The organism is Ancylobacter lacus (genome assembly GCF_018390635.1).
Lineage (GTDB): Bacteria > Pseudomonadota > Alphaproteobacteria > Rhizobiales > Xanthobacteraceae > Ancylobacter > Ancylobacter lacus.
The window spans coordinates 114,788-138,795 of the sequence record NZ_JAHBGE010000047.1; the positions used below are offsets into that span (position 1 = coordinate 114,788).

Below are 24,008 nucleotides of genomic sequence, written 5' to 3' on the forward strand. Positions count from 1 at the left end.
TTGCCGGCGCCAGCCTCGTCCTGCGCGGCGCGGTCCGCGGCGGCGTCCCCGTCATCCGGCGCCGGGCCGGCCGCGCCGGCCGCGTGCGGCGACGCCGCCACGACGGCCGCGAGCGCGGCCCCGGCCTCGGCGAGCGCCGCCTGCGCCCGCTCCACCGGCTCCGCGCCGGGGGCCGCCGGCTTGTCCTTCCTGCTGCCGCGCACGCGCGGCCGGGAATCGGTCTTGGCCATCGTCACCACTGAATTTTGATGTCTCGCACGGGACGGGCCGTGCAGGATCCGGCGATCATACCTATCAGCAGTGCCCGCGATGGCAAATCCGGGGCGGATGGGGCCATCTCACGGGCGCCGGACGCCCCGGCGGGGCAAAAGGCCCCGCGGGTCGGAAAAGCCGGTCGGGCGCGTGCGCTCGTCACGCCACGTTCAACAAAGCTGTGCGAGGATCGTTCATGTCCCATAGCGATTCGACCCCTCCCTCCGACGAGCCGCTGTCGTCGCGGCTCGCCGCGGCGCGTTGGGTACTCATCGCCGGTTTCGCGGGGCTTGCCGCCGCGGTGATGGCGGACGGCGTTCATGTCGCGGTCGCGCTGGTCATCGCCGGGCTGCTGCTGGTCGGCGCGGCGCTGCCCGGCCGCCGGCGCCCGGTGGCGGCGGCGCTCGCCCGCTTCGCCGGGGACAACCGGCTGTCGGCGCCGGCGCCGATCGAGAACCGGCTCGCCGCGCTGGTGCAGGCGCTGCCCGAGGCGGCGATGCTGCTCGATCCCCGGGGCACCGTGCTGGTGGCCAACCAGCAGGCGGCGCGCACGGTGGCGAGCGTGCGGGTGGGCGACCCCGTTTCCTTCGCCGTGCGCGTGCCCGAGGTGCTGGAGGCGGTGCGCTCCGCCAGCGCCGACGGCGAATCCCGCCGGGTGGAATTCGTCGAGCGGGTGCCGATCGACCGCTGGCTCCAGGCCGACGTGGTGCCGATCCGCTTCGGCGCGGGCGAGCGGCGCCAGCCCGACGCGACCCTCCTCACCTTCCGCGACCTCACCCAGCAGCGCCGGGTCGAGCAGATGCGGGTGGACTTCATCGCCAATGCCAGCCACGAGCTGCGCACCCCGCTCGCCTCGCTCTCGGGCTTCATCGAGACGCTGCAGGGCCCCGCCCGCAACGACACCGCGGCCCGCGAGCGCTTCCTCAAGATCATGTCGGAGCAGGCCCGCCGGATGTCCCGGCTGATCGACGACCTGCTGTCGCTCTCGCGCATCGAGATGTCGGCCCATGTCCGGCCGGAAGCCGAGATCGACCTCGTCGCGGTGATCGCCCATGTCCGCGAGACGCTCGGCCCGCTGGCGCGGGAGCGCGGCGTGAACGTGCAGTTCGCCCAGCCGCCGGCGGCGGTGATGGTGCGCGGCGACCGCGACGAGCTGATCCGGGTGTTCGAGAACCTGGTGGAGAACGCGCTGAAATATGGCGGCACCGGCGAGCGGGTGGACATCGCCCTCACCCGCGACGGCGCCGAGGTGGTGGCGAGCGTGCGCGATTTCGGCCCCGGCATCGCCCCCGAGCACCTGCCCCGCCTGACCGAGCGGTTCTACCGGGTGGACACCGCGCATTCGCGCGAGCAGGGCGGTACCGGGCTCGGCCTCGCCATCGTCAAGCACATCGTCGCCCGCCACCGCGGCCGCCTCGTTATCGAGAGCCGGCCCGGCGAGGGCGCGACCTTTGCCGTGCGGCTTCGCGGGCGTTTCGTTGATGCCCCGCAAAGCGGCGTGAGTTCAGCGGCTTAGACTGTCATAGAGGCGTCACCCACCCGTCATAGCACCTTGGCGCCATACCGATACACATCCCGCGTGACCGCTTTCCGTCGCCTCCGGCCCCGACCGGAACGCAACCGGACTCACGAGCCAAGGAGAAGACCTTTGAAAATCGCACATATTCTCGGCGCCGCCGCCCTCGTGGCCGGCAGCGTGTTTTCGGGCGGCGTGTTCGCTGCCGACATCAATGGCGCGGGCGCTTCCTTTCCGGCTCCCGCCTATCAGGCCTGGGGCGCCGCCTACAAGGCGAAGACCGGCACCGGCGTGAACTACCAGTCCATCGGCTCGGGCGGCGGTCAGAACCAGATCATCAACCGCACCGTCGATTTCGGCGCCTCCGACGCCCCGATGGCCGACGACAAGCTGACCACCAACAACCTGCTGCAGTTCCCCACCGTGATCGGCTCGGTGGTCGCGATCGTGAACGTCGACGGCGTCGAGGGCCTCACCCTGTCCGGCCCGGTCATCGCCGACATCTACCAGGGCAAGATCACCAAGTGGAGCGACGCCAAGATCGCCGAGCTGAACAAGGGCAAGAAGCTGCCGGACGCCGCCATCGTCCCGGTCTACCGCTCGGACAGCTCCGGCACCTCCTACGTCTTCACCTCCTACCTCGCCTCCTCCAGCGCCGACTGGAAGTCCAATGTCGGCGCCGCCACCTCGGTCCAGTGGCCGACCGGCGCGGGCGCGAAGGGCAATGAAGGCGTTGCCGGCACCGTGAAGAACACCAAGGGCGCCATCGGCTACGTCGAATACGTCTACGCCGCCGCCAACAAGCTCGCGACCACCGACCTCGTGAACAAGGCCGGCAAGGTGGTGAAGCCGGACGTGAGCACCTTCACCGCCGCGGCCGCCGCCGCCGACTGGAAGGGCGCCAAGAACTTCAACGCCTCGATGATCGACACCGCCGGCGCCGACGCCTGGCCGATCGTCTCCGCCACCTTCATCCTGCTGCCGAAGAACCCCACCAGCGGCGCGCAGTCGGCCGAGGTCATGAAGTTCTTCGACTGGGCCTACGGCAAGGAAGGCGACGAGATCGCCGAGAAGCTGCACTACATCCCGCTGCCGGAAGCCGTGATCCAGGACGTCCGCAAGGCGTGGGCTTCCGAAGTGAAGGCCGACGGCAAGGCCGTCTGGACCAACTGATCCCCGACACGCCCGTCGGGCGGCGCCAGCCGGCGCCGCCCGGCCCCGTTCGACCCCCGGCCTTCCCGTAGTATGGTTGACGCCCGCAGGTCCGCGCCTGCCGCGCCGCGCCAAAGGATCAGTTTGTCATGGACGCCACGCTCAGCGGCACGCCGGCCGGCCAGGTGCTCGCTCAAAAGCCGACCGGCCGTATCAGCGACCCGATCTTCGTCGGCCTGCTCTGGGCCAGCGGCATCTTCGTCCTCATCCTGCTCGGCCTCATCATCGCGATGCTGTTCGAGGGCGGGCTTCCCGCCCTGCGCGAATTCGGCATCCAGTTCCTGTGGTCGACCTCCTGGAACCCGGTCACCGAGCGCTTCGGCGCCGGCGTCATGGTGTTCGGCACCCTGTTCAGCGCGGTGATCGCGGTCATCGTCGCCCTGCCGCTCTCCTTCGGCATCGCCTTCTTCCTCACCGAGATCGCCCCCGGCCCGCTGCGCCGGCCGATCGGCGTCGCGGTGCAGCTTCTGGCGGCCATCCCCTCCATCATCTACGGCATGTGGGGCTTCTTCGTCGTGGTGCCGCTGATCGCGGCCTATGTGCAGCCCCCGCTCATCGAATGGCTCGGCCCGCTGCCGGTGATCGGCGCGCTGTTCCAGGGCCCGCCGCTGGGCGCGGGCATGCTCACCGCCGGCCTCATCCTCGCGCTCATGATCGTGCCCTTCATCACCGCGATGTTCGTCGAGGTGCTGGAATCGGTGCCGCCGATGCTGAAGGAATCCGCCTATGGCGTCGGCGCCACCACCTACGAGGTCTACCGCAACGTCTCGGTGCCCTATGGCCGCACCGCCATGGTCGGCGCGGTGATGCTCGGCCTCGGCCGCGCGCTGGGCGAGACCATGGCCGTCACCTTCGTCATCGGCAACGCGACCCGCATGTCGGCCTCGCTGTTCGCCCCGGGCGCGACCATCGCCTCCACCATCGCCAATGAATTCCCGGAAGCGTCGATGGGCTCGCTGAAGCTCCAGTCGCTGCTGCAGCTCGGCTTCATCCTGTTCGTCATCTCCTTCATCGTCCTGGCGCTCTCCCGCGTGCTGGTGCGCTCGAAGCTCAAGTCCTGATCGGAGGGCCCTTTCCATGGCATCGCTCGCCCGACGACGCGCGACCGACTACACCGTCAAGGCGATCAGCACCGGCTTTGCCGCGCTGTCCATCGTCCTGCTCGCCTGGATCCTGTGGACCCTGCTGTCGCGCGGCCTGCCCGCGCTCGGGCCGCAGGTCTTCACCCGGGTCATGGGCCCGCCGGGCGCCGGCGGCGGCCTGCTGAACGCCATCGTCGGCAGCCTGATCCAGATCGTGATCGCGCTGCTGGTCGGCACGCCGATCGGCCTGATGTGCGGCACCTTCCTCGCCGAGAACGGCCGCGGCACGCAGATGGCCAACGTCGTCCGCTTCATCAACGACGTGCTGCTCTCCGCGCCCTCGATCCTGATCGGCCTGTTCGTCTACCAGCTCCTGGTGGTGCCGCTCGGCGGCTTCTCCGGCTGGGCCGGCTCCATCGCGCTGGCGATCCTCATCATCCCGGTGGTGGTGCGCACCACCGAGGACATGCTGAACCTGGTGCCGATCGGGCTGCGCGAGGCCGCCTTCGCCCTCGGCGCGCCGCAGTGGAAGGTGGTGACGCTGGTGACCTGGCGCGCCGCCCGGGCCGGCATCGTCACCGGCATCCTGCTGGCGCTGGCCCGCGCCGCCGGCGAGACCGCGCCGCTGCTGTTCACCTCGCTGGGCAACAATGGCTGGTCGCTCGACATGTCGCGGCCGATGGCCAGCCTGCCCATCGCCATCTATCAATACGCCGCCAGCCCCTTCGAGGACTGGGTCGCCCTGGCCTGGGCCGGTGCCCTTCTCATCACCGTTGGGGTGCTGACCCTCAACATTCTTTCCCGCGTCGTCCTGGCGAAGATCAAGTGAGCCGGAAATGAATTTCGCACCCGACACCTCCCTCGACATTGCCAGCGCGGTGAACCGCGCCACCGTTCCCGCCGGCGCCACCAAGCTGAAGGTGGAGAAGCTGAACTTCTACTACGGCGAGAACCACGCGCTGAAGAACATCAACTTCGACATTCCCGAGAAGCGCGTCACCGCGATGATCGGGCCGTCGGGCTGCGGCAAGTCCACCCTGCTGCGGGTGTTCAACCGCATGTTCCAGCTCTATCCAGGCCAGCGCGCGGAAGGGAAGATCCTGTTCGACGGCACCGACCTGCTCGGCAAGGAGCTGGACTCCACCGTGGTGCGCTCGCGCATCGGCATGGTGTTCCAGAAGCCGACGCCCTTCCCGATGTCGATCTACGACAACATCGCCTTCGGGGTGAAGCTGCACGAGAGCCTCTCCAAGGCGCAGATGGACGAGCGGGTGGAGTGGTGCCTGCGCAAGGCCGCCATCTGGGAGGAGACCAAGGACCGTCTCCACACCTCCGCGCTCGGCATGTCGGGCGGCCAGCAGCAGCGCCTGTGCATCGCCCGCACCATCGCGGTGCGGCCGGAGGTCATCCTGCTCGACGAGCCGACCTCGGCGCTCGACCCGATCTCGACCTCCAAGATCGAGGACCTGATCGACGAGCTGAAGCAGGAATTCACGATCGTCATCGTGACCCACAACATGCAGCAGGCCGCCCGCTGCGCCGACATCACCGCCTTCTTCTACCTCGGCGAGCTGATCGAGGTGGGCGTTTCCGCTGATATCTTCACCAATCCGCGCGAGCCGCGCACCCGCGACTACATCACCGGCCGCTTCGGCTGAGGCCGCCGCGCCAGAGGATCGCACCATGACCGAACACATCGTCTCGTCCTTCGACGCGGACCTCAAGGACCTCGGCCGCAAGGTCGTCGAGATGGGCGGCCAGGCCGAGCGCCTCGTCGCCGACTCGGTCGAGGCTCTCATCAAACGCGACGTCGACATGGCCCAGCGCGTCATCGTGCTGGACGGCCCGGTCGACCTGCTGCAGCGGGAGATCGAGGAAAAGGCGATCCTCACCATCGCGCGCCGCCAGCCGCTCGCCAACGACCTGCGCGAGATCGTCGCCGCCATGCGGGTCGCCAACGACCTCGAGCGCATCGGCGACCTCGCCAAGAACACCGGCAAGCGGGTGCTGGCCCTCACCGGCGAATTCCACCCGCAGAAGCTGGTGCGCGGCGTCGAGCACATGTCGAACCTCGTGCTCGAGCAGCTCAAGGAAGTGCTGGACGCCTATGCCAGCCGCGACGACGAATCCGCCATCGCGGTGTGGAAGCGCGACGGCGATGTCGACGTGCTGTACACCTCGCTGTTCCGCGAGCTCCTCACCTACATGATGGAGGACCCGCGCAACATCTCGCTGTGCACCCACCTGCTGTTCTGCGCCAAGAACATCGAGCGGATCGGCGACCACGCCACCAACATCGCCGAGACCATCCACTACCTCGTCTCCGGGCAGGTCCTCAGCGAGGAGCGCCCGAAGCAGGACACCAGCAGCCTGACGTCGGTGGCGTTCCCGGCCTGAGCGCGGCGCGCGCCGCACCGCCGAGCCGCCTCCGCCCTCCGTGGCCATAGGTTGAGACCATGTCGACCAACATTCTGATCGTGGAGGACGAGGAGCCCCTCACCCTCCTGCTGCGCTACAACCTCGAATCCGAGGGCTATTCGGTGGAAAGCGTCGGGCGCGGCGACGAGGCCGAGACCCGGCTGCGCGAGAGCGTGCCCGATCTCGTCATCCTCGACTGGATGCTTCCCGGCCTGTCCGGCATCGAGCTGTGCCGCCGCCTGCGCGCCCGGCCCGAGACCGAGCGCATGCCGGTGCTGATGCTGACCGCCCGCGGCGAGGAGAGCGAGCGCGTGCGCGGCCTCGCCACCGGCGCCGACGACTATGTGGTGAAGCCGTTCTCCGTGCCCGAGCTGGTCGCCCGGGTGCGGGCGCTGCTGCGCCGCGCCAAGCCGGACCACATCGCCACCCTGCTGCGGGCCGGCGACATCGAGCTCGACCGCGAGACCAAGCGGGTCTACCGCGCCGGGCGCGAGCTGCATCTCGGCCCGACCGAGTTCCGGCTGCTGGAATTCCTCATGCAGTCGCCCGGCCGGGTGTTCTCCCGCGAGCAGCTTCTGGACGGGGTCTGGGGCCAGGACGTCTATATCGACGAGCGCACCGTCGACGTGCATGTCGGCCGCCTGCGCAAGGCGCTGAACCGCCCGCGCCAGCCCGACCCCATCCGCACCGTCCGCGGCTCGGGCTACTCCTTCAACGAGATGTTCGCCCGCGCCCACTGAGGCGCGGCGGGGACCGGCATCGACCGGCGCCGGAGTCGGACGCCGCCGCACCGGGCGGGGCCGTGGCCGGACTCATCGTCCACCTCACCGCACCGACCGCACCGGCCTTTCGAGGCCGGAGCGGCGGGTCCGCCGGGATCAGACCGCGGCGTCGCGGGTGCGCGGATTAGACAGGATGAAGTCGGAAATGCGCGGGGCGATCTCGGCCCGGAAGCGCGAGCCGTTGAAGACGCCGTAATGCCCGACATCGGGCTGCATGTAGTGCACCCGCTTCGCCTCGGGAATGTTGGGGCACAGGGCATGGGCCGCCCGCGTCTGCCCGATCCCGGAGATGTCGTCGTTCTCGCCCTCGATGGTGAGCAGGGCGGTGTGACGAATCTTCGAGGTATCAACGGGTTGGCCACGATGGCGCATGCCCCCGCGGGGCAGCGCGTGCTCCACGAACACGGTTTCGATGGTCTGGAGATAGAACTCCGCGGAGAGATCCATCACCGCGAGATACTCGTCGTAGAACTCGCGGTGCTTCTCGGCGGAATCGCCGTCCCCCTTCACGAGGTGGCGGAACATGTCGGAATGAGCCTGCAGGTGGCGGTCGAGATTCATCGCCATGAAGCCGTGGAGCTGCAGGAATCCGGGATAAACCTCGCGCAGGACGCCGGGATGCGGCCACGGCACCGTGGTGATGACGTTGCGGCGGAACCAGTCCAGCCCGCGATCGAGGGCGATGGCGTTGACCGCGGTCGGGCTCTCCCGGGTGTCGATTGGCCCGCCCATCAGCGTCATCGAGGCCGGCGCGGCCGGGTCGCCTTCCGCCTCCATCCGCGCCACCGCCGCCAGCACCGGCACCGCCGGCTGGCACACCGCCATGACATGAACCCCGTCCGGCGCGTCGGCGGAGAGGAAGCGGATCATCTCGATGACGTAGTCGATATAGTCGTCGAGGTCGAACCGCCCCTCCGTCAGGGGAACCGACTTGGCGTCGAGCCAGTCGGTGACGAACACATCGTGATTGCCCAGCATGGTGCGCACCGTGCCGCGCAGCAGGGTGGCATGGTGGCCGGACATGGGCGCCACGATGAGCAGCCGGGGCTGCGGGCGGCGCGGCGGATACGGAAAATCCCGCTGGAAATGCAAGAGGTTGCAGAACGGCTTGCGCCACACCGGCTCAATGTGGACCGGCACCCGGCCGCCGCCGACGCTGACGTCGTCGATGCGCCATTCCGGCTTCTCGTAGCGCCGGATCGACCGCTCGAACATCTCGCAGGCCGCCGCGATCGACTTGCCGATCTCGGTATGGGAGATGGGATTGGCGGGGTTGCGGTAGTAGAGCCGGCCGGCATCGGCCATGGCGCGATAGGGGTTCAGCGCGGCGTGGCCGAACTCGAACATCCAGTAGAGCGACTTCGACAGGGTGGAGGCCGCCTCGATCGGCTGAGGGGCGTCGTCACGATCCAGTGCGTCGCCAAAGACTCCGATGGCCATGGTCGTCTCCTGTTGCCGGTCCCCCCGGTCGCCGGCTCTTGTGCGTTGCAACATAAATAGTCCGCGGGCTCGCGGCGTCAACGCGGCTTTTGGTTGTAGCCGGGCTGGCTTGCGCGAAGCGGGGCGGCGTGCGCATCGGCCGCACCCGCGTTCAACCGGCGGTTTGCGGCCCTGCGGGCAGGTGCCAGGCGCCGACATGGTCGAGCAGCCGGATTTTGTCGTCCTGCCCGATGAGCCAGTTGGCGTGGAAGATGAATGGCTCGCGCACGCCCACCACCTGCGGCGCCCCGCTGTCGCCCTCCCGCAGAAGGGGGTGCAGCAGCCCGGTGGGAAAAAGCGACTCGGGAAGCGGGAAGATGGCGGAGAGATAGCGCGGCTCGCGCTCCAGCATCTGGGTGAAGGGCGCCTGCAGGGTAGAGGCGGCATTCGACGCCCGCGCCTCGGCAAACACCTCGCGAAACCGCGCGATCAGCGCCTGCGCCGCAGCGGATGGGCGGACGCAGAAGAAGCCGAGGCAGAAATTCGGCGGAAAGACCGCCACTGGCTCGGTCTGGATGGCGAGGTCGTAGACCTCCAGAATCCGGGCGAGATAGGGAAGCGGGTTGCGCAGCCACGCGATGTCGATGTCGCAATAGAGGGCGCAGTGACCCTGCTCCAGCGCCTCGGCGACGTAGCGCCAGCGGAGATCGCCGATGGCGCTGAAGGACTCCGTGCCGTAATCGGCATAGCCCGCCCCTCCCGAGGCAGGCGCCTTCATCTCCGGCACGATGAAACGGACCTCGGGGAATCGCTCGGCGATTGGCTCCGGCGCGGCGGCATCGCGGATGACGCAGACGTCACCCAGGGGGATGCCGACCTGCCGGATACTGGCGAGGCAGTTTTCCAGCATCGCCTCGCATTCGCCCATCGCCAGCAGAAAAAGCCTGAAGGTCATCCCCACTCCCGAGCTGCGTCGTTCTGCCGGCGGATACGCCGGCGTCTTCGCTGCACATGTTCCACATGGTAAGGGTCTCGGCCAGAGCACTTGTGACTAAACGTCAGCTATCCGGCCGTCTTCGTGCCCGCCGGGCGCGATCGACCACACCGCGGCGACGGGCAACGGGGCTCGCAGTACGGGAGACGCCATGTCCTTCTCGCTCGACCACCCGATCGGCGAACGCTCCTTCGGCCTGCGCCTCGACACCCTCGTGCGGCTGCGCTGGCTCGCCGTCTCGGGACAGACCCTCGCCATTCTGGTGGTGCAGCTCGTTCTCGGCTTCTCGCTGCCCATCGGCGCGTGCCTGGCGGTGGTCGCGCTTTCCGCCTGGCTGAATCTGGCGCTGCGGCTGCGCTATCCCGGGGCGCGCCGGCTGACCGACGGCGAAGCGGCGTGGCTGCTGGCCTACGACATCCTCCAGCTCGCCGCGCTGCTGTTCCTCACCGGCGGCCTGTCGAACCCCTTCGCCCTGCTGTTCCTCGCCCCGGTGCTGATCTCCGCGACCGCGCTCTCACCGCGGACCACCGTGCTGCTGGGCGTCCTGGCGGCCGGCTGCGCCGCGCTGGTGGGGGTGTGGCAGATGCCGCTGCCCTGGGCGCCCGGCGAGGCGGGAGTGGCGGTCCCGCCCGCGCTGCCGAACCTCTACCTCGTCGGCATCTGGTGCGCGCTCGCCATCGCCATCGCCTTCATCGGCGTCCATGCCTGGCGTGTGGCCGAGGAAACGCGGGAGCTCTCCGAAGCGTTGGCCGCGACCGAGCTGGTTCTGGCCCGTGAACAGCACCTCTCGGCGCTGGACGGCCTCGCCGCCGCCGCAGCCCACGAACTCGGCACCCCGCTCGCCACCATCGCCGTGGTGGTGAAGGAGATCGCGCGTTCGCTGCCGCCGGGCAGCGCGATGCAGGACGACATCAAGCTGCTGACCGAACAGGCGGAGCGCTGTCGCGCCATCCTGCGCACGCTGACCAGCCTCGGCTCCGGCGAGGCCCCGTTCGACCGCCTGCCGCTCTCCCACATCGTCGAGGAGGTGGCGGGTCCGCACCGCCATTTCGGCATCGCCATCGCGGTGTCGCAACCAAACCCGGGACCGGAGCCGGTCATCGCCCGTAATCCCGGCCTACTCTACGGGCTCGGAAACATCGTCGAGAACGCGGTGAACTTCGCCGGCAACCGGGTCGAGATCGTCGCCTCCTGGAGCGAGCGCTTCGTCACCCTCACCGTCACCGACGACGGCCCCGGCTTCCCGCCGGAACTGCTCGACAGCATCGGCGCTCCCTACATCACCAGCCGCGGCCGCCAGCGCTGGCGCAAGGCGGGCGCCGACGAGGACGCCGAGGGGCAGAATGACGGGCTGGGCCTCGGCGTGTTCATCGCCAAGACGCTGCTGGAGCGCAGCGGCGCGGAACTCGCCTTCCTCAACCGCGCGACGCCCGCCCATGGCGCGCAGGTGACGATCCGCTGGCCGCGCCACCTCATCGACATCGCCGGCAAGGACGGCGAGGCGGCCGGGCGCGCGCCCGCCGGCTGGGCCCGCAGCCCCGGTTCGGCGGGGACGGCGCGGGACGGCAGGTCTTCCTGAGGGCTCCGCAGGCCGGAAAATCCGGCTTTCGGCGGCGACCGTGCGAGAATTCAGGCGAACTTCATTGTGTGTGCGGGGATCGAGCGTGTACCTTAGTCGCAAGACAGAAGGTCGCAGCGACATCAAGCGCGACACCGAGGAAAACGCCATGCTGGATACGACCGCCGACCTGCCCGACCGCTCGCTGCTGATCGTCGATGACGACCGCCCCTTCCTGCAGCGGCTCGCCCGCGCCATGGAATCGCGCGGCTTCAACGTCACCACCGCGGAATCGGTCGCCGACGGGCTCGCGCGGGTGGAAGGCGTGGCCCCGGCCTATGCCGTGGTGGATATGCGGCTGGGCGACGGCAACGGCCTTGACGTCATCTCGGCCCTGAAGCGCCGCCGCCCCGAGGCGCGCGGCATCGTCCTCACCGGCTATGGCAACATCGCCACCGCGGTGAATGCGGTGAAGATGGGGGCGGTGGACTACCTCGCCAAGCCGGCCGATGCCGACGACATCTGTGCCGCGCTGAACGCGCAGGCCGATTACAAGCCGCAGCTGCCGGAAAACCCGATGTCCGCCGACCGGGTGCGGTGGGAACACATCCAGCGGGTCTATGAACTGTGCGGCCGCAACGTCTCGGAGACGGCGCGGCGCCTTTCCATGCACCGCCGCACGCTCCAGCGCATTCTGGCCAAGCGCGCGCCGCGCTGACGGCCCAGAGCCTTTTGGGCCGGGGCCAGACCGGCCGGTTCAGAGCGACAGCCCGGCCTTGGCCGCCAGCGCCCTGAGATCGGTCTCGGGGCGGGCGCCGAGATGGGAGATGATCTCGGCGGCGCACACCGCACCGAGGCGCAGCGACACCGCGGGGTCGAAGCCGCGGGCATGGCCATAGAGATAGCCGGCGGCGAAGAGGTCGCCCGCGCCGGTGGTGTCCACCACCCGCTCGACCGGCTCGGCCCCGACCTCGGCGGTGTGCTCGCCGGCAATGGCGAGCGCGCCCTTCTCGCTGCGCGTGACCACCGCGCGGCGGGCGTCGCGGCGGAGCTGGACCAGAGCGTCGTCGAAATCAGCGGTCTCATAGAGCGCCTTCAGCTCGGTCTCGTTGGCGAACAGCAGATCCACCGTGCCGGACCGCACGAGGTCGAGGAACTCGGCGCGGAAGCGGTCGACACAGAACGCATCCGACAGGGTGAGCGCCACCTCGCGCCCCGCGCCGTGCGCGATGGCGGCGGCCTTGAGGAAGGCCTGCTTGGCAGCCGGCGGATCCCACAGATAGCCTTCGAGATAGGTGACGGCCGCAGCCGCCACGGTCGCCTCGTCGACATCGGCGGGGGAGAGGTCCTGCGCCGCGCCGAGGAAGGTGTTCATGGTGCGCTCGCCATCCGGCGTCACCACGATGAGGCAGCGCGCGGTCTCCGGGCCGTCCGCGGCGGCGGGTGTCTCGAAGCTCGCACCGGCGGCGCGGATGTCGTGGCCGAAGATGGCGCCCAGCTCGTCCTCGCGCACCTTGCCGACGAAGCCGGCGCGCCCGCCGAGCGCGGCCACGCCCACCGTGGTGTTCGCCGCCGAACCGCCGGAAATCTCGATGCCCGGCCCCATGGCGCGGTAGATCTCGATGGCGCGGGCCTCGTCGACCAGCGCCATCCCCCCCTTGCGCATGCCATGGGCGAGAAGGAAGTCCTCCTCGGCGCGGGCGATCACATCAACGATGGCGTTGCCGAAGCCGAGGACGTCGAGACGGGTGGCGGTCACGGGGGAAGCCTTCTGACACAGGCGGGCCGGCGGAGGCCGGCGGGACGGCGTCCGGCCTAGCAGATGGCGAGGAGAGCGGCAACGCGGCGGCGCAACCGGCTTTCCCGCGCCGGCCGCCTCGTCTATGGATCGAGGCGAAGGCCTCGCACCGGATGTCCATGAGCCTGCTCCGCCACGCCTCTGCCGTCGCCGTCATGGTGCTGGGCTCCCGCATCCTCGGCTTTGCCCGCGACGCCGCGGTCGCCGCGCTGTTCGGCGCCGGCGCGGTGGCGGATGCGGCGGTAGCCGGGCTCGCAGTGCCGCAGCTCGCCCGCCGGCTGCTCGGCGAAGGCGCGCTCAACGGCGCGGTGGTGCCGGCGCTGCTGCGGGCCGAACGTGAGGACGGCACGGCCGCGGCGCGGCGGCTCGCCTTCGGCGCGGCGGCGGTCCAGTTCCTCGCCGGCCTCGTGGTCGCGGGGCTGCTGCTGCTCGCCATGCCCCAGCTCGTGCGGCTGCTGGCGCCTGGCTTTGCGCCGGGCGAGCCGCGCTTCGACGGGGCGGTCTGGGTCGGCCGGCTCACCGTTCTCTGCCTGCCGATGGCGGCGGTGGCGGGGGTGCTGGCGGCCATCGCCAATGCCTCGGGACGGATGAGCCTGCCCTCGCTCTCGCCGCTGATCGGCAACATCGCGGTGCTGGCCGTGCTCGGCCTCGCCTTCATCGGCACCGGCCACGGCGCCGACGACAGCGGCGCGGCGGCGACGGCGGCGCTCGGCTGGCTGGCCGCGGCCACGGTGGCGGGGGCGGCGGCGCAGCTCGCGCTGCAGATGACCGCCACGCTCGGCTGCCGGTTCGCTCCCGACCTCGCGCTGCTCGCCCCCTCCGGGCTTCCGTCCCTCGTGCGGGCGGCGGCCGCCGCCCTGCCGACCCTGCTCGGGGCGGGACCCTCGCTGCTGGCCGCGGCGCTGCCGGCGCTGCGCTTCATCATCGCCGGGGCCGCGGCCTCCGGCGTTCTGGGCGGGGTTTCGGCCTTGTTCTACGCGTCCCGGCTGGTGGAGCTGCCGCTCGGCGTCATCGCCGCCGTGGCGGGCGCGGTACTGCTGCCGGTGCTGGCGCAGGGAGCGGCGGGAGCCGCGGGAGCCGCGATGCGGGGAGCGGAAGCCGCGCTCGCCCTCTCGCTGCCGGCGGCGATCGGGCTGGCACTGCTGGCCGAACCGATCGTCGTGGCCCTGTTCCGGCACGGCGCCTTCGACGCCGAAGCGGTCACGACCACGTCCCTGGCGCTGGAATTGCTCGCGCTCACCCTGCCGTTCCAGGCGCTGGAGAAGATCCTCGCGGCGGTCGCCTTCGCCCAGGGTCACAGCCGACTGGTGATGGGGGCGAGCCTTGCCGCCCTGCTGGTCGGCGCCCTGGCCGGCTTCGCGCTGGCCGGGCCACTCGGGCTGGCGGGACCCGCGCTCGGCCTGCTCGCCTCCAGCCTTGTCGGGCTGGCCGGGCTCGCTGTCGGCCTGCGCCGGCGGCGCGCGCTGGCGCTCGACACCGAGGCCCGGCGCCGCGTGCCACGCCTCGCCCTGGCGGCGGCGGCGATGGGGGCCTGCGTAGCGGGAGGCGACCGGCTGCTGGCCGCCCCGCTTGCGGAGGGCGGACTGGCGGGCTTCGGCACGCTCGGCCTGCTCATCCTCGTCGCGGTGGCGCTTTATGTCGGGGTGGCGCATCTGGCGGGCGGGCTCGACCTGCGGGCGCTCAAGGCCGCGCTCCGCTCCAAATCCGCCACCGCCTGAGAGGGTGTGGCGCCGTCTCACCGCGGGCAGGCGAGAGGGGACCCGTCTCCGCACCCTTGCCCCGCCTCGCCCCGCGTGTCATGACGCCCGCGAACGGCGCCGGCGCCGGACGACCAACCGGGGACAGCAGATGGCATTCCAGCAGCGGGTTTTTTCCGGCGTGCAGCCCACGGGCAACCTGCACCTCGGCAATTATCTCGGCGCGATCACGCGCTTCGTCGAACTGCAGGCGAACTATGACTGCCTCTATTGCGTGGTCGACCTCCACGCCATCACGGTGTGGCAGGACCCGGTCGAGCTGAAGCGCTCGATCCGCGAGGTCACGGCGGCCTTCATCGCCGCCGGCATCGACCCGAAGCGGCACATCGTGTTCAACCAGAGCCAGGTGGCGGAGCATGCCGAGCTCGCCTGGGTGTTCAATTGCGTCGCCCGCCTCGGCTGGCTGAACCGCATGACCCAGTTCAAGGAGAAGGCGGGCAAGGACCGCGAGAACGCCTCGGTCGGGCTGTATGCCTATCCCAGCCTGATGGCGGCCGACATCCTGCTCTACCGCGCCACCCATGTGCCGGTCGGCGAGGACCAGAAGCAGCATCTGGAGCTGACCCGCGACATCGCGCAGAAGTTCAACAACGACTTCGCCCCCTCCATCGCCGAAGCCGGCTTCGCCGAGGGCTTCTTCCCGCTGACCGAACCGCTGATCGGCGGCCCGGCCGCCCGGGTGATGAGCCTGCGCGACGGAACGAAGAAGATGTCGAAGTCGGACCCGTCCGATCTCTCCCGCATCAACCTCGCCGACGACGCCGACACCATCGCCTCCAAGGTGCGCAAGGCCAAGACCGACCCCGAGCCGCTGCCCTCCGAGGCCGAGGGTCTGGCCGGCCGGCCGGAGGCGGAGAATCTCGTCGGCATCTATGCCGCGCTGTCGGGCACCACCAAGCCGGCGGTGCTGGCCGAGTTCGGCGGTGGCCAGTTCTCCACCTTCAAGGCCGCGCTCATCGATCTTGCGGTCGCGAAGCTCGGGCCGATCGGGGCGGAGATGAAGCGGCTTGTCGCCGATCCCGTCGAGATCGACGCCATCCTGCGCGACGGCGCCGACCGCGCCCGGGTGATCGCGACGGAAACGATGGGCCATGTGAAGGACATCGTCGGCTTCGTGCGCTGAGGCGTCCGCAGGGCGAGGGAAGCCGGCGGGGACTTGCCGGCGGGGACTTGCCGATGCGGCGCCCGGCACCGACACTGCGCCCGCGCGGTGGCGGACGAATCCGCGCTGACGGGAGGATGCGATGCCGCGGCGGCGCCAGAGTTTCGAACCCGGCCACCGCCGCAAGTTTCTGGTGGTGATCGACGACACCCCGGAATGCGACCGCGCGATCTACTACGCCGCGCGCCGGGCCGCCCGCACCCAGGGCGGCCTCGTGATGCTCATCGTCCTCGACCTTGCCGATGCGGCGAGCCAGTGGCTGGGTGTCGCCGACCTGATGCGGGCGGAAGCGACCGATGGCGCCGCCGCCCGGCTCGACCATTTCGCCGCGCGGGTGCGCAGCCTCGGCGGGGTCGAACCGGAACGGGTGATCCGCGAGGGCTCGATCGCCGAGGAAGTGGTGAAGCTCATCGAGACCGACGAGGATATCGGCATCCTCGTCCTCGCCGCCGGGGCCGGGCATGAAGGCCCGGGACCGCTGGTGGCGTCGCTCTCGGCGGGGGCTTGGGCTCATGGGGTGTGGGCCCGGCTGCCGGTGCCCGTCACCATCGTGCCGGCCACGCTGGACGAGGACGATATCGACGCGCTCGCCTGAAGCGCGGGATCGCGCGAGACACTTTCCTCTGCGGCGGTGGCTCGGTAGGCTGCATTCGGCCGACAACCGGATGACATTCTTCGAATCGAGAGGTTTCTCGCTTTGCCAGCGACCGCTAGCCGTGCGTTGCTACCTGTTCATGCGTTCTGGATCGGCCCACAGCTCGGCCCCATCTCCCGCTCCTGCCTCCTCTCCTTCCTGCGCGTCGGCCATGCGGTGACGCTCCATGGCTATGAACGGCCGGTCGACCTGCCCGCCGGCATCGCCTTTTCCGACGCGGCCGACCTCATCCCGCCCGACCGGATCATCCGCCACCGCGAAAGCGGCAGCTACTCGCTGTTCTCCAACGTCATTCGCTACCGCTTGCTCCAGCTCCATGACGGCATCTGGGTGGATTGCGACGTGTTCTGCCTGCGTCCGCTGGAGCCGGCTGAGTACCTGTTCGGCTTCGAGGACGGTGGGACCATCAACACCGCCGTGCTCGACCTGCCGCCGGAGTCCGACCTGCTGCGCGCGCTGAACGAGGTGGCTGCCGACCGCGCGCCCATTCCGCCTTGGCTTCCGCCGAAACTCCAGAAGCAGCTCCGCAAGGACGCCGCACGGGGGAAAACCACGTCGGTGGAAGATCTTCCCTGGGGCGTGCTCGGGCCGCGCGCGCTGACCTGGCTGGCGCGCGAACGCGGCCTCGAGGTGCACGCCGAACCGGCCGACACCTTCTACCCCGTGCATTTCAGCAAGGTGCACCGGCTGCTCGATCCCGGCCTCTCGATCGAGCAGCTCATCACCCATCGCACCCGCTGCATCCATCTCTACAACGAAAAACTGCGCTGGCTCGACCTCAGCAACATCGCCCCCTCCTCCCCGCTCGGGCAAATGATGACGCTGGACCGCTGAACGGCACCGGAAAGGGGGAAGGCGACCCGCCACTTCCTTTGCGGCCGGCGAGCGCCTATCTAGAAGGTTCGCAAACCCATGCCGGCGGGACCTTGAATCCCGCATGGACGGAGCCCGACATGTTCATCCAGACCGAAGCCACCCCCAATCCCGCCACGCTGAAGTTCCTGCCCGGCCGCGCCGTGCTGGCCCAGGGCACGTTCGAGGCCCGCTCGCGCGAGGAGGCGGTGCGCTCGCCGCTGGCGCAGGCGCTGTTCGAGGTACCCGGCGTGACCGGCGTGTTTTTCGGCTCCGATTTCGTCACCGTCACCAAGGCCGCGTGCGACTGGGCCCATCTCAAGCCGGCGGTGCTGGGAGCCATCATGGAGCATTTCGTCTCCGGCAAGGCGCTGCTGGCCGACGAGACCCACACCGGCGACGACGAGGCCTTTTTCGAGACCAAGGACGCCGGCGTGGTGGACACGATCCGCGAGCTGATCGACACCCGGGTCCGTCCCGCGGTGGCCAATGACGGCGGCGACATCACCTTCCGCGGCTACAAGGACGGCATCGTGTTCCTGGCGATGAAGGGCTCCTGCTCCGGCTGCCCGTCGTCAACCGCCACGCTGAAGAACGGCATCGAGAACCTGCTGCGTCACTTCGTGCCCGACGTCGTGGAAGTCCGCCCGGTCTGATCGGGGCCGCCCGGCGGCGGCGGCTTCTGCCGCGCCCCGTTCCATAGCATTCTGGAGCGGGGTGCCGCATGCTGATTCTCGCCATGGATACCGCGCTGGAGGCCTGTGCCGCCGCGCTGCACGATACGACGACCGACACGACGCTGGCGGTCGAACGCCGCGCCATGGCCCGCGGCCATGCCGAAGCCCTGGTGCCGATGATCGAGCGGCTGATGCGGGAGGCGCAGACCTCGTTCGAGGCGATCGACGCCTTTGCCGTCACCGTGGGGCCGGGAAGCTTCACCGGGCTCAGGGTCGGCCTTTCGGCCGCGCGGGGATTCGGCCTCGCCACCGGGCGACCGGTGATCGGCCTCTCCACCCTCGCCACCCTCGCCGCGGCGCCGCTGGCGGAGGAGGACGCGGTGCCGGTGGTGGCGGCGCTCGATGCCCGCCATGAGAACCTCTATCTCCAGATGTTCGGCGCCGGCGGCCGGGTGCTGGTCGGCGCGCGGGCCATGCCGGTGCGGGAGGCCGCGCGGGCGGTTGCGATCGGGCCGGTGCGCCTCGTCGGCTCGGGCGCGGCGATTTTGGCGGAGCACTGGCCGCCGGGCGAGGCCCCGCCGGTCAGCATCGACACCGCCGCGACGCCGGACCCGGTGTGGCTGGCCCGCCTTGCCGCCAGCGCCGACCCCGCCCGCTCGCCCCCGCGTCCGCTTTACCTGCGCGGGCCGGATGCGCGGCCGCAGGACGCGGCGCGGATCGCACGGCGATGAGCGGGCTGTTTTCGTTCTTCCGCCCCGCGCCGCCGCCGGCGCTGCGGGCCGCGACCGCCGAGGACGCCCCGGCGCTCGCGGCGCTGCACGCGGCTTCCTTCCATCTGCCCTGGGACACCGCCGAATTCGAGCGCCTGCTGGCCGACCGGCTGAGCCGGGGCGTGGTGGCCACCGACGGGCCGCGCGGCGAGCCGGTCGGCTTCCTGCTCGCCCGGGGAGTGTGGCCGGAAACCGAGATTCTCTCCATCGCCGTCGCGCCGCGCCGTCGCGGCCACGGCATAGGCCGGCAGCTGATCGACCACGCCTTCGGCCGCCTTGCCGCCGAAGGCTTCACCACCGTCTTCCTGGAGGTGGAGGACGGCAACATCGCCGCCCGCACGCTGTATGAGCGCACCGGTTTCCGCGAAATCGGGCGGCGGGAAGGCTATTACCGCACCGCTTCCGGGGTTCCCGCTGCGGCGATCGCCATGCGCCGGGACATCGCCTGACGAAACGGTTGCCCGGCGGGCGCGTGCGTCATAAGGCTGTGGCCAGCGAGGGTGAGACGAGGCGGGAGATGACCGAGAAGCTGACCGCGATCGAGGAAGCCTGCGTGACCCTCGGCCTGCGGATGACCGACCAGCGCCGGGTGATCGCCCGCGTCATCGCCGAGGCCCAGGACCACCCCGACGTCGAAGAGCTGCACCGTCGCGCTGCGGCGGTGGACGACCGCATCTCCATCTCGACCGTGTACCGCACGGTGAAGCTGTTCGAGGACGCCGGCATCATCGAGCGCCACGACTTCCGGGACGGCCGCTCCCGCTACGAGCCGGTGCCGGACGAGCATCACGACCACCTCATCGACCTGCGGTCGGGCCAGGTGGTGGAGTTCCGGTCGGAGGAGATCGAACAGCTCCAGGAGGAGATCGCCCGGCGGCTGGGCTTCCGCCTCGTCGGCCACCGGCTGGAGCTCTATGGCGTCCCCCTCGATGCCAAGACAGGCAGCCGCACGGGCTCGAAGAGCTGAGCCATGCGGGTCTGGGCGGTGCTGGTCGCCGTGGTCCTCGCGACCCTGATCGGCCTGCCGCTGCAATGGCTCTCGCTCCGGCTCGGCCTGCCGAGCCGTCGCTGGATTCCGCCGGTTTTCCACCGGCTCCTGCTTGCCCTCATCGGCGTGCGGGTGACCAGCCACGGCACTCCGGCAGGCGACCGCCCGCTGATCATCGTCGCCAACCATGTCTCGTGGCTCGACATACCGGTGCTGGGATCGCGGATGCCGCTCGGCTTCATCGCCAAGAGCGAGGTCGGCCGCTGGCCCGGCATCGGCATGCTGGCGCGGCTGCAGCGGACGGTCTTCGTCGACCGTTCCAGCCGCGCCGCCACCGGGCGGGTCAACGAGGCGATCGCGGCGCGGCTGCGCGAGGGCGACCCGGTCGTGCTGTTCGCCGAAGGCACGTCCAGCGACGGCAACCGCGTTCTGCCGTTCCGCTCGGCGCTGCTGGGGGCGACGCGGGAGGCCTTTGGCGGCGGGCCCGGCGCGGTGGTTCAGCCGGTGGCGATCGCCTATGTCCGGCAGGCCGGCCTTCCGCTCGGGCGGGCGCGCCGGCCCCTGGTGGCGTGGTATGGCGACATGGACCTCGTCCCGCACCTCGCCGAGGTGCTGCGGCGGGGGGCGATCGATGTCGAACTGCATTTCGGCGAACCGATCGCCGGCGGCGACCGCAAGGCGGTGACGCTGGCGGCCGAACGGGCATCGCGCGCGCTTCTCGCCGCCGCCCTGACCGGCCGCAGCCGCCCGCCGGATTCCCCGGCCTGAGCGCGGGGCCGACGGAAAAAGAGCCCCGCCGGCCGGCCGACATTCCCTTTTGCCGGGAATCCGGCTAAACAGGAGAGGCATGGCCTGAGGAGCAGATACCAATCTCGACCTCCATACGCGCAAGCTGGGCACCAGCGAGCTGGAAACGAGCGGGGATAGGCGTTCGGGCCTTCACCGCGCCGTCGCATCGACGCGCGACTGTTCCACCTCTTCGGCCCCTCCGCGCATGCCTGCGGCCGGTCTCACACGTCGATACGCCATGAGCGAACCCCGCAAGCTTTACGTTAAGTCCTTCGGTTGCCAGATGAACGTCTATGACGCCCAGCGCATGACGGACCAGCTGGCGCGCGAAGGCTATGTCGAGACCGCCACCCCCGACGACGCCGATCTGGTGATCCTGAACACCTGCCACATTCGCGAGAAGGCGGCGGAAAAGGTCTATTCCGAACTCGGCCGGCTGCGGAAGCAGCAGGAAGAACTCGGCCGCCGCACCATGGTGGCGGTGGCGGGGTGCGTCGCCCAGGCCGAGGGCGCCGAGATCGTCAAGCGCGCGCAGGGCGTCGACCTCGTGGTCGGCCCGCAGAGTTACCACCGCCTGCCCGAGCTCCTCGCCGAGGCGGAGAGCCGCGGCACCCATAAGCGCGCGAAGATCGTCGAGACCGAATTCCCGGTCGAGGACAAGTTCGACTTCCTCGCCCCGCCCAGCCGGGAGGCCATCGCCCGCCGGGGACCCACCGCCTTCGTCACGGTTCAGGAAGGCTGCGACAAGTTCTGCACCTTCTGCGTGGTGCCCTATACCCGCGGCGCCGAGCTGTCCCGCCCGGTCGGCAAGATCCTCGACGAGGTGAGGCGGCTGGCCGATGGCGGCGTGCGCGAGGTCACGCTGATCGGTCAGAACGTCAATGCCTATCACGGCGACGACGGCCACGGCCGCCCGGCCGGCCTGGCCGAGCTGGTTCGCCGCGTCGCCGAGGTGCCGGGCATCGCCCGCATCCGCTACACCACCAGCCACCCGCGCGACATGGACGAGGAGCTGATCGCCGCCCATCGCGAGATGCCGGCCTTGATGCCCTATCTGCACCTGCCGGTGCAGTCGGGCTCCAACCGCATTCTCACCGCGATGAACCGCAAGCACGACCGCGAGCTCTATTTCGAGATCGTCGCCCGGGTGCGCGCCGCGCGGCCCGACATCGCCTTTTCCTCGGACTTCATCGTCGGCTTTCCCGGCGAGAGCGACGAGGATTTCGCCGACACGATGGATCTGGTCGAGAAGGTCGGCTTCGCCGGTGCCTTCTCCTTCAAGTACAGCCCGCGCCCCGGCACACCGGCGGCGACGAGCGACGACCAGCTCCCCGAGGATGTGAAGAACGAGCGGCTCTACGCCCTCCAGGCGCTGCTGGAGCGGCAGAAGCAGGCCTTCGACCAGGCCTGCCGCGGGCGGCGGCTCGACATATTGCTGGAAAAACCCGGCCGGCTGCCGGGTCAACTCATCGGGCGCTCGCCCTATCTCCAATCGGTGGTGGTCCTCGCCCCCCGCGCCGCGATCGGTTCGCTGGCGCAGGTGGAGGTGCGCGAGGTCAGCACCAAGAGCCTCGCCGGCGACATCCTCGGCGGCGAGTTCTTCGAGACGCAGGTCCCGCCATCCGGCGGACCGCGAGGAGAAGCCGGCCTGCGTCCGGCGGAGAAGGTGGAGGCGTGAGCGTGCGGCGTCCCGGATCCGACCAAGACCGTGCGCGGGGCGACAGGCCCGGCGGCGAGCGCAGTGCCGAGCGGACGGGCGAGCGCACGCTGGTGCAGCCGCGCCCCGCTGCCGCCGGCACCCGGGCGAGCTGGGCCGACACCGTGGCCGACGCTCCCCTGCAGCTCGTGCTCGCCTTCGACGACAACAAGCTCGCCAGCCTGCTGTTCGGCCATTACGGCCAGAACCTCGCCCTCATCGAACGCCGGCTCGAGGTGGTCGCGGAACAGCGCGGCAACCACGTCACGCTGGAAGGCTCGCGCGAGGCCTGCGAGCAGGCCCGCCACGTGCTGGAAACGCTGTATGCCCGCCTCAAGAAGGGCGCCGAACTCGGACCCGGCGATGTCGAAGGCGTCATCCGCGAGGCGGCCTCGCAGGGCTTCCTGTTCGACTTCGACCCCGCCGCCCGGCGCCAGAGCTTCGACGAAATCCAGCTCCGCCGCCGCCCGGTGCGGGCCCGGACCGCGGCGCAGGACGCCTATATCCGGGCGCTGAAGCGGCAGACGCTGGTGTTCGGCGTCGGCCCAGCCGGCACCGGCAAGACCTGGCTGGCGGTGGCCTATGCGGTGCACCTGCTGGAGCGCCGGGCGGTGGACCGGCTCATCCTCTCCCGCCCGGCGGTGGAGGCCGGCGAACGGCTCGGCTTCCTGCCCGGCGACATGAAGGAGAAGGTCGACCCCTATCTGCGCCCGATCTACGACGCCCTTCACGACCTGATGGACCGCGCCTTCGTCGAGCGCGCCCTGGTCTCCGGCGAGATCGAGATCGCCCCGCTCGCCTTCATGCGCGGGCGCACGCTGGCCAATGCCTGCGTCATCCTCGACGAGGCGCAGAACACCACCTCCATGCAGATGAAGATGTTCCTCACCCGCCTGGGCGAGAACTCGCATATGATCGTCACCGGCGACCCCACCCAGATCGACCTGCCGCCCGGCCAGACCTCCGGGCTTGCCGAGGCGGTCGACCTGCTGGGGGCGGTCGAAGGGGTGGAGGTCTGCCATTTCGGCGCGGCGGACGTGGTGCGCCACGAGCTGGTCGGCCGGATCGTCGCCGCCTATGACAGCCGCCGGCCGGCCCCGGCCGCGCCGGACAGGAACAGCCGATGAGCGATGGCTCTCCCATCGAAGTGGACGTTCTGGTGGAGGCCGACGCCTGGTCGGCCCTGCCGGAGGCGGCCGACCTCATCGTCCGGGCGGTCACCGCGGTCTGCCTGCGCGAGGCGGCGGAGCTTTCCGACGGCGCCGAGATCGCGGTGATGCTGACCGACGACGCGGGCATCCGCGCCCTCAACCGGGACTGGCGCGGCAAGGACAAGGCAACCAACGTGCTGTCCTTTCCCTCGCCGGACGTGGCGCGGGAAGGGGGCGATCCCCATCTGGGCGATATCGCCATCGCCTACGAAACGTTGGAACGGGAGGCCATCAGTGAAGGCAAGCCCGTCGCCAACCACCTCGTGCACCTCGCGGTGCACGGCACGCTGCATCTCATCGGCCACGATCATGAGGACGGCGCCGAGGCCGAGGCCATGGAAGCGCTGGAGCGCGCGATCCTCGCCGAACTCGGGGTACCCGACCCTTATGCCGAGACCGAACCCCTGATCTGAACACATC

At 70.2% G+C, this 24,008-nt stretch carries 24 protein-coding genes; 21 read left to right on the top strand and 3 right to left on the bottom strand.

Translation table 11 applies throughout. The features are described 5' to 3' along the window. Positions 1-448: 448 nt before the first annotated feature. The 7 genes from KHC27_RS12025 to phoB all read left to right on the top strand — a co-directional run bounded on the left by KHC27_RS12025 (position 449) and on the right by phoB (position 7,220). Positions 449-1,768 carry an ATP-binding protein gene (locus KHC27_RS12025; protein WP_213339352.1) on the top strand — a complete coding sequence of 440 codons (1,320 nt, stop codon included), beginning with the start codon at positions 449-451 and terminating at the stop codon, positions 1,766-1,768. A 132-nt stretch (positions 1,769-1,900) separates the two neighbouring features. After that, positions 1,901-2,941, top strand: a complete 1,041-nt coding sequence (pstS, locus tag KHC27_RS12030; protein ID WP_213339355.1) for a phosphate ABC transporter substrate-binding protein PstS — start codon at positions 1,901-1,903, stop codon at positions 2,939-2,941. 128 nt (positions 2,942-3,069) lie between these two features. After that, positions 3,070-4,041, top strand: coding sequence for a phosphate ABC transporter permease subunit PstC (pstC, locus tag KHC27_RS12035; RefSeq protein ID WP_213339356.1), 972 nt, complete (start codon positions 3,070-3,072; stop codon positions 4,039-4,041). A gap of 16 nt (positions 4,042-4,057) precedes the next feature. Then, positions 4,058-4,891, top strand: coding sequence for a phosphate ABC transporter permease PstA (pstA, locus tag KHC27_RS12040; protein WP_213339357.1), 834 nt, complete (start codon positions 4,058-4,060; stop codon positions 4,889-4,891). A 7-nt stretch (positions 4,892-4,898) separates the two neighbouring features. Beyond that, positions 4,899-5,720, top strand: coding sequence for a phosphate ABC transporter ATP-binding protein PstB (gene pstB, locus KHC27_RS12045; protein ID WP_213339361.1), 822 nt, complete (start codon positions 4,899-4,901; stop codon positions 5,718-5,720). 25 nt (positions 5,721-5,745) lie between these two features. Beyond that, positions 5,746-6,459: a phosphate signaling complex protein PhoU gene (gene phoU, locus KHC27_RS12050; protein ID WP_213339362.1), complete on the top strand. Its 714-nt coding sequence runs from the start codon at positions 5,746-5,748 to the stop codon at positions 6,457-6,459. A gap of 59 nt (positions 6,460-6,518) precedes the next feature. Further along, positions 6,519-7,220: a phosphate regulon transcriptional regulator PhoB gene (gene phoB / locus KHC27_RS12055; RefSeq protein WP_213339363.1), complete on the top strand. Its 702-nt coding sequence runs from the start codon at positions 6,519-6,521 to the stop codon at positions 7,218-7,220. A 138-nt stretch (positions 7,221-7,358) separates the two neighbouring features. Here phoB and KHC27_RS12060 read toward each other — a convergent pair whose 3' ends face one another. After that, positions 7,359-8,702, bottom strand: a complete 1,344-nt coding sequence (locus KHC27_RS12060; protein ID WP_213339364.1) for a polyhydroxyalkanoate depolymerase — start codon at positions 8,700-8,702, stop codon at positions 7,359-7,361. A 151-nt stretch (positions 8,703-8,853) separates the two neighbouring features. After that, positions 8,854-9,636 (bottom strand): putative nucleotide-diphospho-sugar transferase, encoded by a 783-nt coding sequence (locus tag KHC27_RS12065; RefSeq protein WP_213339365.1) that lies wholly within the window; start codon positions 9,634-9,636, stop codon positions 8,854-8,856. A gap of 190 nt (positions 9,637-9,826) precedes the next feature. Between KHC27_RS12065 and KHC27_RS12070 the strand changes: the two genes are divergently transcribed. After that, positions 9,827-11,254 carry an ActS/PrrB/RegB family redox-sensitive histidine kinase gene (locus KHC27_RS12070; RefSeq protein ID WP_213339366.1) on the top strand — a complete coding sequence of 476 codons (1,428 nt, stop codon included), beginning with the start codon at positions 9,827-9,829 and terminating at the stop codon, positions 11,252-11,254. 148 nt (positions 11,255-11,402) lie between these two features. Further along, positions 11,403-11,951: an ActR/PrrA/RegA family redox response regulator transcription factor gene (locus KHC27_RS12075; RefSeq protein WP_213339367.1), complete on the top strand. Its 549-nt coding sequence runs from the start codon at positions 11,403-11,405 to the stop codon at positions 11,949-11,951. Positions 11,952-11,990: 39 nt separating this feature from the next. Here the strand turns inward: KHC27_RS12075 and KHC27_RS12080 are convergent, their stop codons facing one another. Then, complete coding sequence (locus KHC27_RS12080; protein ID WP_213339369.1) at positions 11,991-12,992, bottom strand: adenosine kinase; 1,002 nt, start codon at positions 12,990-12,992, stop codon at positions 11,991-11,993. Positions 12,993-13,150: 158 nt separating this feature from the next. Here KHC27_RS12080 and murJ point away from each other — a divergent pair, with 158 nt between their 5' ends. From murJ to ybeY, 12 genes are all read left to right on the top strand, one after another. Next, entirely contained in the window at positions 13,151-14,749 is a 1,599-nt protein-coding gene (gene murJ / locus KHC27_RS12085; RefSeq protein ID WP_213339371.1) for a murein biosynthesis integral membrane protein MurJ, read from the top strand. A 130-nt stretch (positions 14,750-14,879) separates the two neighbouring features. Further along, a complete protein-coding gene (gene trpS, locus KHC27_RS12090; RefSeq protein WP_213339373.1) occupies positions 14,880-15,911 on the top strand; it encodes a tryptophan--tRNA ligase in 1,032 nt (343 codons plus the stop codon). 121 nt (positions 15,912-16,032) lie between these two features. Then, the gene (locus KHC27_RS12095; protein WP_213339375.1) at positions 16,033-16,545 is read left to right on the top strand and encodes a universal stress protein; all 513 of its coding nucleotides are present in this window, start codon (positions 16,033-16,035) and stop codon (positions 16,543-16,545) included. A 102-nt stretch (positions 16,546-16,647) separates the two neighbouring features. Next, the gene (locus tag KHC27_RS12100; protein ID WP_213339378.1) at positions 16,648-17,439 is read left to right on the top strand and encodes a capsular polysaccharide synthesis protein; all 792 of its coding nucleotides are present in this window, start codon (positions 16,648-16,650) and stop codon (positions 17,437-17,439) included. A 119-nt stretch (positions 17,440-17,558) separates the two neighbouring features. After that, positions 17,559-18,113 (top strand): NifU family protein, encoded by a 555-nt coding sequence (locus KHC27_RS12105; RefSeq protein WP_213339380.1) that lies wholly within the window; start codon positions 17,559-17,561, stop codon positions 18,111-18,113. A gap of 68 nt (positions 18,114-18,181) precedes the next feature. Continuing rightward, a complete protein-coding gene (gene tsaB, locus KHC27_RS12110; protein ID WP_213339382.1) occupies positions 18,182-18,865 on the top strand; it encodes a tRNA (adenosine(37)-N6)-threonylcarbamoyltransferase complex dimerization subunit type 1 TsaB in 684 nt (227 codons plus the stop codon). Continuing rightward, on the top strand, positions 18,862-19,353 hold the full coding sequence (rimI, locus tag KHC27_RS12115; RefSeq protein WP_213339383.1) for a ribosomal protein S18-alanine N-acetyltransferase: 492 nt from the start codon (positions 18,862-18,864) through the stop codon (positions 19,351-19,353). The genes tsaB and rimI overlap by 4 nt, the downstream gene beginning before the upstream one ends. A gap of 68 nt (positions 19,354-19,421) precedes the next feature. Next, entirely contained in the window at positions 19,422-19,871 is a 450-nt protein-coding gene (locus KHC27_RS12120) for a Fur family transcriptional regulator (protein WP_213339385.1), read from the top strand. 3 nt (positions 19,872-19,874) lie between these two features. Beyond that, entirely contained in the window at positions 19,875-20,660 is a 786-nt protein-coding gene (olsA, locus tag KHC27_RS12125; RefSeq protein ID WP_213339387.1) for a lyso-ornithine lipid O-acyltransferase, read from the top strand. 259 nt (positions 20,661-20,919) lie between these two features. Then, complete coding sequence (gene miaB, locus KHC27_RS12130) at positions 20,920-22,359, top strand: tRNA (N6-isopentenyl adenosine(37)-C2)-methylthiotransferase MiaB (RefSeq protein WP_213339389.1); 1,440 nt, start codon at positions 20,920-20,922, stop codon at positions 22,357-22,359. Between the two features lie 143 nt (positions 22,360-22,502). Continuing rightward, entirely contained in the window at positions 22,503-23,504 is a 1,002-nt protein-coding gene (locus tag KHC27_RS12135; protein ID WP_213339535.1) for a PhoH family protein, read from the top strand. Beyond that, positions 23,501-24,001, top strand: coding sequence for an rRNA maturation RNase YbeY (gene ybeY / locus KHC27_RS12140; protein ID WP_213339391.1), 501 nt, complete (start codon positions 23,501-23,503; stop codon positions 23,999-24,001). The genes KHC27_RS12135 and ybeY overlap by 4 nt, the downstream gene beginning before the upstream one ends. Positions 24,002-24,008 lie beyond the last annotated feature (7 nt).

Bases quoted from the DNA above. Each gene is read 5' to 3' on its own strand.
- KHC27_RS12025 (WP_213339352.1), top strand. From the start codon at position 449: ATGTCCCATAGCGATTCGACCCCTCCCTCCGACGAGCCGCTGTCGTCG.
- pstC (WP_213339356.1), top strand. From the start codon at position 3,070: ATGGACGCCACGCTCAGCGGCACGCCGGCCGGCCAGGTGCTCGCTCAA.
- pstA (WP_213339357.1), top strand. From the start codon at position 4,058: ATGGCATCGCTCGCCCGACGACGCGCGACCGACTACACCGTCAAGGCG.
- pstB (WP_213339361.1), top strand. From the start codon at position 4,899: ATGAATTTCGCACCCGACACCTCCCTCGACATTGCCAGCGCGGTGAAC.
- phoU (WP_213339362.1), top strand. From the start codon at position 5,746: ATGACCGAACACATCGTCTCGTCCTTCGACGCGGACCTCAAGGACCTC.
- phoB (WP_213339363.1), top strand. From the start codon at position 6,519: ATGTCGACCAACATTCTGATCGTGGAGGACGAGGAGCCCCTCACCCTC.
- KHC27_RS12060 (WP_213339364.1), bottom strand. From the start codon at position 8,702: ATGGCCATCGGAGTCTTTGGCGACGCACTGGATCGTGACGACGCCCCT.
- KHC27_RS12065 (WP_213339365.1), bottom strand. From the start codon at position 9,636: ATGACCTTCAGGCTTTTTCTGCTGGCGATGGGCGAATGCGAGGCGATG.
- KHC27_RS12070 (WP_213339366.1), top strand. From the start codon at position 9,827: ATGTCCTTCTCGCTCGACCACCCGATCGGCGAACGCTCCTTCGGCCTG.
- KHC27_RS12075 (WP_213339367.1), top strand. From the start codon at position 11,403: ATGCTGGATACGACCGCCGACCTGCCCGACCGCTCGCTGCTGATCGTC.
- murJ (WP_213339371.1), top strand. From the start codon at position 13,151: ATGAGCCTGCTCCGCCACGCCTCTGCCGTCGCCGTCATGGTGCTGGGC.
- trpS (WP_213339373.1), top strand. From the start codon at position 14,880: ATGGCATTCCAGCAGCGGGTTTTTTCCGGCGTGCAGCCCACGGGCAAC.
- KHC27_RS12095 (WP_213339375.1), top strand. From the start codon at position 16,033: ATGCCGCGGCGGCGCCAGAGTTTCGAACCCGGCCACCGCCGCAAGTTT.
- KHC27_RS12105 (WP_213339380.1), top strand. From the start codon at position 17,559: ATGTTCATCCAGACCGAAGCCACCCCCAATCCCGCCACGCTGAAGTTC.
- tsaB (WP_213339382.1), top strand. From the start codon at position 18,182: ATGCTGATTCTCGCCATGGATACCGCGCTGGAGGCCTGTGCCGCCGCG.
- rimI (WP_213339383.1), top strand. From the start codon at position 18,862: ATGAGCGGGCTGTTTTCGTTCTTCCGCCCCGCGCCGCCGCCGGCGCTG.
- KHC27_RS12120 (WP_213339385.1), top strand. From the start codon at position 19,422: ATGACCGAGAAGCTGACCGCGATCGAGGAAGCCTGCGTGACCCTCGGC.
- olsA (WP_213339387.1), top strand. From the start codon at position 19,875: ATGCGGGTCTGGGCGGTGCTGGTCGCCGTGGTCCTCGCGACCCTGATC.
- miaB (WP_213339389.1), top strand. From the start codon at position 20,920: ATGAGCGAACCCCGCAAGCTTTACGTTAAGTCCTTCGGTTGCCAGATG.
- ybeY (WP_213339391.1), top strand. From the start codon at position 23,501: ATGAGCGATGGCTCTCCCATCGAAGTGGACGTTCTGGTGGAGGCCGAC.